The organism is Microbispora sp. H10949 (genome assembly GCF_014161435.1).
In the GTDB taxonomy this organism is placed as follows: domain Bacteria; phylum Actinomycetota; class Actinomycetes; order Streptosporangiales; family Streptosporangiaceae; genus Microbispora; species Microbispora triticiradicis.
Genome location: NZ_JABBWZ010000013.1, coordinates 176,290 through 188,379, shown reverse-complemented (window position 1 = coordinate 188,379; position 12,090 = coordinate 176,290). Strand labels below are relative to the sequence as shown.

9 protein-coding genes are annotated in these 12,090 nt (G+C 71.8%); 2 read left to right on the top strand and 7 right to left on the bottom strand.

Annotated features, from left to right (window positions below; genetic code table 11):
- Positions 1 to 86: 86 nt before the first annotated feature.
- The 5 genes from HHX40_RS30440 to mfd form a co-directional block, all read right to left on the bottom strand.
- Entirely contained in the window at positions 87 to 560 is a 474-nt protein-coding gene (locus HHX40_RS30440) for a septum formation initiator family protein (protein ID WP_310738353.1), read from the bottom strand.
- A 138-nt stretch (positions 561 to 698) separates the two neighbouring features.
- Positions 699 to 1,979, bottom strand: a complete 1,281-nt coding sequence (gene eno / locus HHX40_RS30435; protein WP_117410519.1) for a phosphopyruvate hydratase — start codon at positions 1,977 to 1,979, stop codon at positions 699 to 701.
- An 82-nt stretch (positions 1,980 to 2,061) separates the two neighbouring features.
- A complete protein-coding gene (locus tag HHX40_RS30430) occupies positions 2,062 to 3,051 on the bottom strand; it encodes a MazG family protein (RefSeq protein ID WP_182883332.1) in 990 nt (329 codons plus the stop codon).
- Positions 3,052 to 3,085: 34 nt separating this feature from the next.
- Complete coding sequence (locus tag HHX40_RS37990) at positions 3,086 to 3,724, bottom strand: SurA N-terminal domain-containing protein (protein ID WP_133306213.1); 639 nt, start codon at positions 3,722 to 3,724, stop codon at positions 3,086 to 3,088.
- A gap of 53 nt (positions 3,725 to 3,777) precedes the next feature.
- A complete protein-coding gene (gene mfd, locus HHX40_RS30420; RefSeq protein WP_182875625.1) occupies positions 3,778 to 7,287 on the bottom strand; it encodes a transcription-repair coupling factor in 3,510 nt (1,169 codons plus the stop codon).
- Between the two features lie 229 nt (positions 7,288 to 7,516).
- Between mfd and HHX40_RS30415 the strand changes: the two genes are divergently transcribed.
- Entirely contained in the window at positions 7,517 to 8,248 is a 732-nt protein-coding gene (locus tag HHX40_RS30415; protein WP_182875624.1) for a methyltransferase domain-containing protein, read from the top strand.
- A gap of 69 nt (positions 8,249 to 8,317) precedes the next feature.
- On the opposite strand, the gene HHX40_RS30410 is transcribed toward HHX40_RS30415, so the two are convergent.
- Positions 8,318 to 9,436, bottom strand: coding sequence for a hypothetical protein (locus tag HHX40_RS30410; RefSeq protein ID WP_182883331.1), 1,119 nt, complete (start codon positions 9,434 to 9,436; stop codon positions 8,318 to 8,320).
- Positions 9,437 to 9,735: 299 nt separating this feature from the next.
- Between HHX40_RS30410 and cysC the strand changes: the two genes are divergently transcribed.
- Entirely contained in the window at positions 9,736 to 10,959 is a 1,224-nt protein-coding gene (gene cysC, locus HHX40_RS30405) for an adenylyl-sulfate kinase (protein ID WP_396788469.1), read from the top strand.
- Between the two features lie 89 nt (positions 10,960 to 11,048).
- On the opposite strand, the gene HHX40_RS30400 is transcribed toward cysC, so the two are convergent.
- The gene (locus tag HHX40_RS30400; RefSeq protein ID WP_182883329.1) at positions 11,049 to 12,071 is read right to left on the bottom strand and encodes a TolB family protein; all 1,023 of its coding nucleotides are present in this window, start codon (positions 12,069 to 12,071) and stop codon (positions 11,049 to 11,051) included.
- Positions 12,072 to 12,090 lie beyond the last annotated feature (19 nt).

Sequence of the window (12,090 nt, the reverse complement as noted above, 5' to 3'; positions counted from 1 at the left end):
CACGGTGCTCCGCCACGGTGCTCCACCGCGGTGCTCCGGCACCGTGCTCCGGCCGCGGTGCCCGCGCGCCGGTCCGGACTCCGGTCTCATCCCACCGACGGCGCCGGGCTCTTCTGCCGCCCCACGGAGGTCGCGGGACTCGGCCGCGCCGCCGGTGCGGCGGGCCGTCCCCTTTCGGACCCTCTGTCCGCCGCCTCGAAGGACCGCCAGAGCGTGACGTACCACGCGGGCCGCTCCGGCGGCCTGCTCCCGGCCTTCGCGGCGGTCGAGCCGGCCGCCTCCTCGTCGAGCACCTGGTAGCAGTCGGCCCCCGGCTCGCAGTAGAAGAGCCGTTCCTTGGCCAGGCGCTTGATGTACTCCGGGTCCTCCAGCCGGCGGCGCCGCTCCTCCAGCTTCTGGAGCTTGCTCAGCGCGTTCGCCTGCTGCGCCTCCAGCTGGGCGATCTGCCGGCGCTGGGCGACGTACTCCCGGGCGGGGTAGGCCAGGCTCATGGCGATGGCGCACACGACGACCGCGAGGATCGCCGCGCGCCCGGTGAGCTGCGGCCGCGTCGCCGCCACCGAAACCACCCCTCCCGGTCGGTGCTCGCACAGGCCCGGTCACGCCGGGTGCGGCGCGGCGGGGTGCCGCGCCGCCCGTCCGTACGACGCCGGGCCGGGCCGCCCGCGTTCGCCGCAGGCTACCCCGTCACGCCGCCGTTATCCCTTGAAGCGCGGGAAGGCGGAGCGACCGGCGTACCGCGCCGCGTCGTCGAGCAGCTCCTCGATGCGCAGGAGCTGGTTGTACTTCGCCACGCGGTCGGAGCGGGCCGGGGCGCCGGTCTTGATCTGGCCGCAGTTGGTGGCCACGGCGAGATCGGCGATCGTGGTGTCCTCGGTCTCGCCGGAGCGGTGGCTCATCATGCAGCGGTAGCCGCTGCGGTGGGCGAGGTCGACCGCGTCGAGGGTCTCCGACAGCGTGCCGATCTGGTTCACCTTCACCAGCAGGGCGTTGGCCGCGCCCTCGCCGATGCCGCGGCCGAGCCTCTCGGGGTTGGTCACGAACAGGTCGTCACCCACGAGCTGGACCTTCGCGCCGAGGGACGTGGTGATGGCCTTCCAGCCCTCCCAGTCCTCCTCGTTCAGCGGGTCCTCGATGGAGACCAGCGGGTAGGAGCGGACCAGGTCCTCGTAGAAGGAGATCAGCTCGGCGGACGACACGCCCTTGCCGTCGATCGTGTAGACGCCGTCGTTGTGGAACTCGCTCGCCGCGACGTCGAGCGCGAGCGCGATGTCCTGGCCCGGGGTGTATCCGGCCTTCTCGATCGCCACCAGGATCAGGTCGAGCGCGTCGCGGTTCGACGGCAGGTTCGGCGCGAAGCCGCCCTCGTCGCCGAGGCCGGTGGCGTAGCCCTTCTCCTTCAGCACGCCCTTGAGCGTGTGGTAGGTCTCGGCGCCCATGCGCAGCGCCTCGGAGAACGTCTCCGCCCCGATCGGCGCGATCATGAACTCCTGGATGTCCACATTGGTGTCGGCGTGCGCGCCGCCGTTCAGGATGTTCATCATCGGCACGGGCAGGATGTGCGCGTTCGGGCCGCCGATGTACCGGAACAGGGGCAGGTCGGCGCTGTCGGCGGCGGCCTTGGCGACGGCCAGCGAGATGCCGAGGAGCGCGTTCGCCCCGAGGCGGGCCTTGTTGGGCGTGCCGTCGAGGTCGATCATCGTCTGGTCGATCAGACGCTGCTCCTCGGCGTCGAAGCCGATGATCTCGTCGGCGATCTCGTCGGTGACGCCGAGGACGGCCTTCTCGACACCCTTGCCGAGATAGCGGCTCTTGTCCCCGTCACGCAGCTCGACGGCCTCGAACTGGCCGGTGGAGGCGCCGCTCGGAACGGCGGCGCGGCCGGTGCTGTAGTCGTCCAGCAGTACCTCGACCTCGACCGTGGGGTTCCCACGGGAATCGAGGATCTCGCGGGCGGTAACGGCCTCGATGGCAGCCACGAACGCTCCTAGCAAAAAGACGGGCGGTTTGCGACCAGAGCCTATCGGTCTCCACCACCCCGCATCGCGGAGGGGCTCGGGTTCACGGCGTGTCCCGCGGCTCCCCGTCCTGCCCCTCGCCGGCCTCCCACTGCTCGACGCGCCGCCGGTACTCCCTGGCCGCCGCCCTGAGCTCGGCCTCGGGGTCGAGCCCGTCCTCCTGGACCTTCCGTACGAGCGCGAACAGGCGGGCCCCGGCGCCCGCGGTGAGGCCGTCGGCGAGCGAGGCGGGCGCTCCGGCCCGGCCGGCCCGGCGGAGCAGCTGGGCGGCCAGGGAGATCGCGGGCTGGCCCATCGGCACGCCGCTGAGCGCCGACGCCGTCTCGCCCTTGGCGGCGCGCTCGGCGGCCTTGATCGTCTCCCAGTTGTCGCTGACCTCTCCGGCCCCGGTCACCCGGACGTCGCCGAAGACGTGGGGATGCCGGCGCACCAGTTTCTCCACGATGCCGGCGGCCACGTCGTCGACGTCGAAGCCACCGCCCTCGGCCGTCCGCTCCTGGGCCACCCGGGAGTGGAACATCACCTGGAGCAGCAGGTCGCCCAGCTCCTCCCGGAGGGCGGGGTAGTCACCCTGGTCGATGGTCTCGAGCACCTCGTAGGCCTCCTCGACCAGGTAGGGCGCGAGCGACTCGTGGGTCTGCTTGCGGTCCCAGGGGCACTCGCGGCGCAGCCGGTCCATGACCTGGACGAGATCGAGCACCCGGGCGCCGGGAAGGTCGTAGGAGCCGGGGACCACCTCGATCTCCGGCGGGTCGTCCAGGGAGATCGCGGCGTGGCCGACGGCGCGCATGAGGTCCTCGTCGCCGTCCTGGGCGGCCAGCCACACCACCGTCCCCGTACGGCTCTCGCGGGCGAGGGCGCCCGGGTCGGGCGTCACCACCTCGACCGGAACGCCGGCCTCGTCGAGATAGGGCAGACAAGGATGATCCGGACTACCGGTGAGCACCCGGCCCCGGGTGAGGGCCCGCCACGCCGCGGGAGCGAGCAGGGCCGGGGCGACCCGGGGCGAGGTGGTCACCACGATCAACGACATGCCCTCACCCTAACGACCGGTGAGCGGCCACCGCTCAGCCGGCGGCCGGCGGCGCCTCCGCGGGGTTCGCGGGGGGCGCGACGGGCGTGTAGGCGCCGAAGCGGTCGTCGGCCACGAAGCCCTGCTGGGGGTCGTACTTGCCGTACCGCGGGCTGTACTTCACCGGGACCGTCGCGTCTGCCTCCTGGAGCACCTTCTGCCCCGCGGCGGCCTGGCTCTCCTGGTCCTGGCCCGCCCCGGCCTGCTGGGCCAGCTTCGACCGGATGATGTAGGCGCGGAGGAAGGCACGGCTCTGGTCCCGCGGGATGCCGTTGGCCAGCAGCACCTTGTCGAACTGCGTCCAGCCGCCCTGGGCCGTGGCGAGGTCGTCGATGTCCCGGTCGCTCACGGCGACGCCCTTGCGCCGGCCGAGCTCCTCGAACTGCCTGCTGAAGGTCATGTTGAGCAGCACCATCTGCGGCAGCGAGGCGGGGAGCTGGAGCTGCTCCTCAGGGATCTTGTTCGCGGCGAGGTCGGCACGCAGCGCGCGCACCTCGTCGTTCACCTGGCTGGAGGTGATGCGCTCATTGCCGATGATGGCCGCGGAACCCGCCTGCACCGGGCCGCCGCAGGCGGTCATGGCGATACCGGCCGCCGCCAGCGTCACGGCGACGCGCACTCGATACGACTTCACGGACAATCCTCCCGAACGACACCGGCCAGGCGTAGTGTTGACGATTTCGCGGGTCACTGTACCCGCATCGGCTCCAGGAACAGGGCCTCGACCAGGTCCCCGCACCATTTCAGCAGGTCCAGGTCGCGCAGCGGCTGCCCGCCGATCGGCTTGGTCTTGGGCACCGGCACGAGCAGGGTCCCGGTGGCCTGCTTCCACAGGGACCGGGGATAGAGCCGCTGCAGCCGCACCTGCTGGGAGTCCCTCAGCTCCACCGGGGCGAACCTGATCTGCTGACCCTGCAGCGTCACGTCCGTCAGCCCGGCCCGGCGCGCGTTGATCCGGAAGCGCGCCACCTCCAGCAGGTTGTCCACCTCCTGCGGCGGCCTGCCGTACCGGTCGGTGAGCTCGTCGCGGACCGCCGCGATGTCGTCCTCCGAGCCGATGGCCGCGATCCGCTTGTACGCCTCCAGCCGCAGCCGCTCGGAGGTCACGTAGTCGTGCGGCACGTGGGCGTTGATCGGCAGCTCGACCTTGACGTCCGGCCGCTCCTCCGTCTGCGTGCCCCCCGTGAGCTTGGCCTTCTGCTCCTGGACGGCCTCGGCCATCATCCGGACATAAAGGTCGAAGCCAACGCCGGCGATGTGCCCGGACTGCTCCGCGCCGAGGATGTTGCCGGCGCCGCGGATCTCCAGGTCCTTCATCGCGACGTACATGCCGGCGCCCATCTCGGTGTGCTGGGCGATCGTGGCGAGCCGCTCGTGCGCGGTCTCGGTCAGCGGCGACTCGGGCGGGTAGAGGAAGTAGGCGTACCCCCGCTCACGGCCCCGGCCCACCCGGCCCCGCAACTGGTGGAGCTGCGACAGGCCGTAGTTGTCGGCCCGGTCCACGATGAGCGTGTTGGCGTTGGGCACGTCCAGGCCCGATTCGACGATCGTGGTGCACACGAGCACGTCGAAGTTGCGCTCCCAGAAGTCCACCATGATCTTTTCGAGCTGGGTCTCGTTCATCTGCCCGTGCGCGACCGCGATGCGCGCCTCCGGCACCAGCTCGTGCAGCCGCGCGGCCACCTTGTCGATCGTGCGGACCCGGTTGTGGACGAAGAACACCTGGCCGTCGCGCATCAGCTCGCGCCGGATCGCCGCGCCGATCTGCTTCTCGTCGTACGGCCCGACGAAGGTGAGGATCGGGTGCCGCTCCTCCGGCGGGGTGAGGATCGTCGACATCTCGCGGATGCCGGTGAGGCCCATCTCCAGCGTCCGCGGGATCGGCGTGGCCGACATGGCGAGCACGTCCACCTGGGTGCGCATGTGCTTCATGGCCTCTTTGTGCTCGACGCCGAACCGCTGCTCCTCGTCGACGATGATCAGGCCGAGGTCCTTGAACCTGACCTCCGGCGACAGCAGCCGGTGGGTGCCGATCACGACGTCCACCCCGCCCGTACGGAGGCCGTCGAGCGTCTCCCGCACGTCGGCGTCGGTCTGGAACCGGGAGACCGGCTTCACCGTGACGGGGAAGCTGGCGAACCGCTCGCCGAACGTCGACAGGTGCTGCTGCACCAGCAGCGTCGTCGGCACGAGCACGGCGACCTGCTTGCCGTCCTGCACCGCCTTGAAGGCCGCCCGCACCGCGATCTCGGTCTTGCCGTAGCCCACGTCGCCGCAGATCAGGCGGTCCATCGGGACCGCCCGCTCCATGTCGCGCTTGACCTCGTCGATCGCTTCGAGCTGGTCGTTCGTCTCGGCGTACGGGAAGGCGTCCTCCATCTCCCGCTGCCACGGACTGTCGGGGCCGAAGGGGTGGCCCGGGGAGGCCATCCGGGCCGAGTAGAGCCGGATCAGCTCGCCCGCGATCTCCCTGACCGCCTTCTTGGCCCGGGTCTTGGCCTTGGCCCAGTCGGCGCCGCCCATCCGGTTGAGCGTCGGGGCCTCGCCGCCGACGTAACGGGTGACCTCGTCGAGCTGGTCGGTCGGCACGTACAGCCGGTCGCCCCTGGCGTACTCGATCACGAGGTACTCCCGGGTCGCGCCCTGGATCGTGCGCTGCACCATCTCGATGTAGCGGCCCACGCCGTGCTGCTCGTGCACCACGTGGTCGCCGACCTTGAGCTGGAGCGGGTCGACCATGTTGCGGCGGCGCGACGGCAGCCGCCGCATGTCCTTGGTCGAGGCCTTCTGCCCGACCAGGTCGAGATGGGTCAGCACGGCGACGCCGGGCGCGATGAACCCGTGGTCGATCCGCCCGGTGGTGACCTGCACGACGTCGGCGGGCAGCGGGCCGTCGAGGGACGGCACCAGCCGCGCCGCCACGTCCACGCCCCGGAGCAGTTCGACCATCCGCTCGGCCGGGCCGTGTCCCTCGCTCAGCAGCACCACGGCCCGGCCCGCGCCGAGCCAGCCCTTGATGTCGGCGAGCGCGCGCTGCGTGTCGCCCCGGTACGCCTCGACGTCCTGGGCCTCCAGCTCGACGCCCTCCCCGAAGGGGGCGATGCTCCACCACGGCTGGCCGAGCTCACGGGCGTGGTCGCGCACCTCCTCCAGCGTCCGGAACGAGGCCGCCTCCAGGTCGATCGGGGCCTCGCCGCCGGCCGCCGCGGCGATCCACGACGCCTCCATGAACTCCTGGCTCGTACGGACCAGCTCGACGGCCCGGCCGCGGATGCGCTCGGGGTCGCAGACGAACACGGCCGCCCGCACCGGCAGGTGGTCGAGCAGCAGGTCCATCGACCCGGCGAGCACGGGCGCGAACGCCTCCATGCCCTCGACCGGCACTCCCTCGGCGAGCTGGTCCAGCACGTCCTTCAGCGCCGGGTGCTCCTCCCCCAGTTCGCGGGCCCGCCGCCGGACGTCGTCGGTCAGCAGCAGCTCACGGCAGGGCGCGGCGAACAGGCCGTCGCGCGCGACCTCCAGGGAGCGCTGGTCGGCCACCTTGAACCAGCGGATCTCCTCGATCGTGTCGCCCCAGAACTCCAGCCGGAGGGGGTGCTCCTCGGTCGGCGGGAACACGTCGAGCAGGCCGCCGCGCACGGCCACCTCGCCGCGCTTCTCGACCATGTCCACCCGGTGGTAGCCGTTCTGCACCAGCCGGACCACCACGTCGTCCAGGTCGGCGTCGTCGCCCGCGTGCAGCCGTACGGGCGCGAGGTCGCCGAGGCCGGACACGATCGGCTGCAGCAGCGAGCGGACCGGGGCCACCACGACGCGCAGCGGCCCGGCGGCCGGGTCGCCCTCGATCGGGTGCGCCAGCCGCCGCAGGACGGCCAGGCGCTGGCCGACCGTGTCGCTGCGGGGCGACAGGCGCTCGTGCGGCAGCGTCTCCCAGGCGGGGAAGACGGCCACCGTGCTCTCGTCGATCAGGCTCGTGAGCGCCGCCGCGAGGTCCTCCGCCTCACGCTCGGTCGCCGTGATGGCGAGCACGGGCCGTACGCGGGACAGCGCGGCCACGGCGAAGGGCCGCAGCGCGGGCGGCGCCACCAGGTCGGCGCCCAGTTGGGCGCGCGGATCGGCGGGCTGCCCGGCGGCGTCGAGCGCGGCGGCCAGCCTTGGTTCGGCGGAAACGAGGTCGAGCAGTCCGGAAAGAGACATCGATGCCTTCAAAAGCCCCGTGACAAAGACAGCCGGCGTGCGGACACGGGCCCGATCCACGAGACGATCCCGACCGGGCCGCGGCTACCAAGGCTACCCCGGTTTATCCGGCTCGCTCCGTCCGGCCGCTCGGGGCGCCCGGGGTTCGTGGTCCGTGGAGCCCTCGCCTCCCGCGACGGACGACGGCAAATGCGCAACGATGAGTCGTCAGGTCATTACTCTCGGTGTCATGACAGAGGTTCGGGTGTCGTCCGCCGACCAGGACGACGTGTTCAGTCAGCGGATCCGCGAACAGTGGACCGACCAGCTCGGGCGGCGGCTCGACATCCTCATCGCCGGGTGCGGCCGGGGCGGCGTGCTCGACGTCGGACGGTACGAGCCCAGGATGACGGGGGTGGACGAGGACCTCCCGGCCCTGCGGGCGCGCACCGCCGCCCGCGACGACCTGGAGGCGTCCTACCTGGGCGACCTGCGCCTGGTGCCGATCCCGCCGCGCTCCTTCGACGTCGTCTACGTGTCGTTCCTGCTCGAACGCATCCGCCACGCCGAGCTCGTCCTCGACCGGCTCGTCGCCGGGCTGCGCCCCGGCGGGCTGCTGCTGCTCAAGATGCGCGACCGCAGGTCGGCGTACGGCTTCTGCGACCGGACGATCCCCGGCTGGTTCCGGCGGACGGTGTGGCGGGCGTTCGCCCCGGCCGGGTCCGTGGGACCGCTGCCGGCGGTCTACGAGCCGCTGGCCTCGCGCGAGGGCGTCCAGGCGTACTGCCTGATGCGCGGGCTCATGATCGCGGAGGACTACTCGGCGGTGAGCGGTTCGGCCCGGCGGGGTCCGCACCCCACCCTGGTCGCCCTGGTCTGCCGGGCCGTGGCCGCGCTCTCGCGGGGCGGGCTCAACGGCACCGAGGACGAGATCACCATGGTGATCCGGCGGCCCCAGAACCACTTCGCCCGCCTCATCTGACCCGCGCCCGTGGCGGGATCGACAACACAAGGACCGGACGTCGCCGCCGATGTCCGGCCCTCGTGAGGATCATGTGTCGGTGTTCTCGTCCAGATGCTTCACCACTCGCGGCAGTTCGGGCAGTTCACGTGGGTCGCTGGTCCAGACGAGGATGCCGTCGACCTCGTACCCCTTCTCGCCCCGGATGACGTAGTCGGGCCGGTCGCCGAGCGCGTCGCCGGGCCTGACGGCGAGGAAGTAGTCGTAGGCCGCGAGCAGGATGTCGCCGAGCAGCCCCCGGCCCGCGAGCGTGTGCAGTCCCTTGAGGTAGGGGTGTTTCGGCGACTCGCCCCGGACGAACAGCCCGCCTCCGATCCGTCCGCCCATCATGGAGTCGGCCACCGCGATCTCGGTCTGCGCGCCGGCCGGGGAATTCTCGATCCACATCCGCCTCCAGTGGGGGGTTCCCGCGGACGACACGGCCACCAGGTCCAGTTCGCGGAATTCCTCCGAGAAGGGGCCCTTGACCATGTCGAGGCAGATGATCGCGCCCAAGGTGGCGGACCGGCCACCCGACGGGTCCTTGACGGTCCGCGCGATCGGACCTGTGCCCGGCTGCACCTCGTACCGATTGGAGTCCCAGCCGTCGATGCCACTCTCGTTGTGCTTGGAGAAGTAGACACGGGTCTGCTCGTGCGATTCCAGCACGGCCCCCACGTTCATCCCCTTTTTCTTGCCGCTGGGGAGCGTCTCACCGGTGTCGACGGCGATTCCGCCCGCCGCCACGACGAATCCGGGGGACAGCTTGGAGAGCTGCGCGTGGATTTCGTCGAAGACAGCCCGGGCGGTTTCCTCGCTGTGCGGGTTCGCGGCCGAGTGGACGAGCTGGCTGTTGGTCGTGCCATCGCCCGGCCCCTGTTCGATCACCCCGTTGAGGGCGAATTCCGGGAAGAGGATGACTCGCAGGTCGTCGTCGGGCTTGTCGAGTGCGCCGATCTGCCGCATGACCGAGAAGTAGTGACTCACCGCCGACTGGCCGTCGTCGAGGGAATAGATCGCCTTGGGGTAGGGGCCGAGCCGGACGGTGGATATCGTCTTGTAGGTGCGCCTGAAGTTCCGGTAGACGGTGACCGGATTCTTGACCAGGGCCAGCTGCATCGTCGCCCGCAACATCCCGGCAGACATGAACGTGCGTCCTTTGTTCGCCACAGTCACTCCTTTTCCTTCTTCCGCTCCGCCCGACAGACATTAGACCGAATACTGCCCCACTAAAAGAGCCTCTTTCACAACAGGGCTACTATGTGTAGATTTATCCACAATGATCTGATTTGCACATAGGATTGTGTTATGCGGAAAAGGTCGGCCTGAAGGAAATGCGCCGTGGAATCGATCGCGAGGCGCGGGGAAGACGTGCGGGGAACGGGCGGGGCAACGGGCACGGGCGGCCCGCCGTACTCCGGGGTAAGGTTTCCTGACCATCCGACGACCCACCGACCCACGAAGCGGAAATCATGATCGAGTGGACGCCCGACGCGCGTGAGCTGGCCGACCTTGAGCTACTGCTGTCCGGGGCGTACGCGCCGCTGACCGGCTTCCTCACCGCGGCGGAGGTGGAGAGCGTGGCCGGGCGCGGGCGGCTGCCCGGCGGCGCTCCCTGGCCCGACCCGGTCACCATCGCGCTGCCCGACGAGATCGGGCCCGGGGACCGGGTGACGCTGAAGGACCCCGAGGGCGCGGCGGTCGCGGTGCTGACCGTCACCGAGCGCGACGGGCACCACGCGGCCGGGCCGGTCGAGGCGCTCGACGCCCCCGTCTACGGCCCGTTCTCGCGGCTGCGCCGTACGCCGGAGGAGGTGCGCAAGGACCTGCCGGACGGCGGCGAGGTCCTCGCGGTGACCATGCGCGGGCCGCTCGACTCGGCCGCGCTCGACGACGTCGCGGCGACCGCGGAGGAACTGGACGCGGCCGTGCTCCTGATGCCCCTGGTCTTCGGCGAGGCGGGCCCCGCGGTGGTGCGGGCCGCGCTCAAGGCGGCCGAGCGGCTGCCCGGGGCGATGGTGGTCGCGGTGCCGCTCGCGCCGCGCGAGGACGCCGAGATCGACCTCGAACTCCGTGAGCACGTGGCCCGCAACTACGGCGCCACCGAGCACTACGCGGGCCCCGCGCCGGTCACGATCCCCGGGCCGCCGCACCGGCAGGGCCTCGTCGTGTTCTTCACCGGGCTGTCCGGCTCGGGCAAGTCGACGATCGCGCGGGGGCTGCGCGACGCGCTGCTGGAGCGGGGCGGCCGCACCGTCACCTACCTGGACGGCGACGTCGTGCGCCGCCTGCTGTCGGCCGGGCTGACGTTCTCGCGGGAGGACCGCGACCTGAACATCCGCCGGATCGGATTCGTCGCCGCCGAGGTCGCCCGGCACGGCGGCCTGGCGATCTGCGCGCCCATCGCGCCGTACGCCGCGACCCGGGACGAGGTCCGGGCGATGGTCGCGGAGGTCGGCGGCGACTTCCTGCTGGTCCACGTGGCCACGCCGCTGGAGGAGTGCGAGCGGCGCGACCGCAAGGGCCTGTACGCCAAGGCGCGGGCCGGGCTGATCCCGGAGTTCACCGGCGTCTCCGACCCGTACGAGGAGCCGGAGGACGCCGACCTCGTCCTCGACACCACCGGCATGACGGTCGAGCGCGCGGTCGGGTCCGTGCTGAACCTCGTCACCTCGGGCGGCTGGATCCGTTAGCCGCACCTCGCCGGGCTTCCGGCGAGAGTGGCGACGCTCACTCGACCACAGAGCTCACTCGACCACGGCGCTCACTCCGACCACGGCGCTCATTCGACGACGACGGGCGCGAGCGCCGCGGTGAGCAGGCGGCGCGGGGCGCCCGAGCCGTCCGCCGGCGCCGTCCAGACGTCGGCGCCGAAGTCCCCCGGCAGGGCGTAGCCGACCGTGCGGGCGTCGAGCCACACCGCCTGGTCGTCGACGCTGCGCCGCTCGGCGACCGGGGTCTCCCGCATCGTCCGGAGGTCGAGGACGTACAGCCGCCACGGCGCGTCCTCGGGCAGGCCGGGCACCCGTTTCTTGAACGCGACGCGGGTGCCGTCCGGGGAGAGCGACGGGCACTCCACGTTCCGCCGGACCGTGGTCAGGGTGCGGGCGGCGACGTCGCCACGGGCCAACCACGTCCGGCCCCCGGTCGCGAGGGTGACCCAGAAGTGGCCGTCGTCGGCGAAGGTCACCCCCCACAGGTTGACGTCGGCCGCGTGATAGGGACGGCCGTCCTTGACGACGCGGTAGGTCTCCAGGTTGTCCTGCAGGGACCAGGTGCGCGTGTCCAGGATCGAGGTGCGGGTGGAGAAGTTCGTCCCCGCGTACGAGTCGCCGCTCACGAAGACGGTCCACGCCGCCATGCGGCCGGACGGCGAGACCCTCGTGCGGGTGGGGATGCCCGCGAGGGGGAACGCGCGCCGCTCCCGCAGGCGCGCGTCGAGCACCACGGCCCGGTAGGTGTCGCCCAGCGAGCCGTGCACGGCCTGGAGACAGGCGCCGGTGCCGGACGAGGCGTGGAAGCGCAGGCACCGCACCCCCGCCGAGACGCGCGGCGCCCCCGGGTCGTCCGCGGGCACGGAGACCACCTCGTCGCGGTGCGGACCCCACGCCATCGTCCGGAAGAGCATCCTGCGCTCGTGTCCCGCCGCGAGCGTGACCGCTCCCGGTCCGGCGGCGGGCTCCCCCGCCCGCGGCAGGCTCCGGCTCTCCGCCCGGTCGGCGGCGTGCACCACCGCCCAGACGGACAGGCCCCCGAGGAGCAGGACCGCGGCCAGCAGGACCGTCAGACGGCGTGGGACGGGCACGGGGTTCCTTTCCGTCACA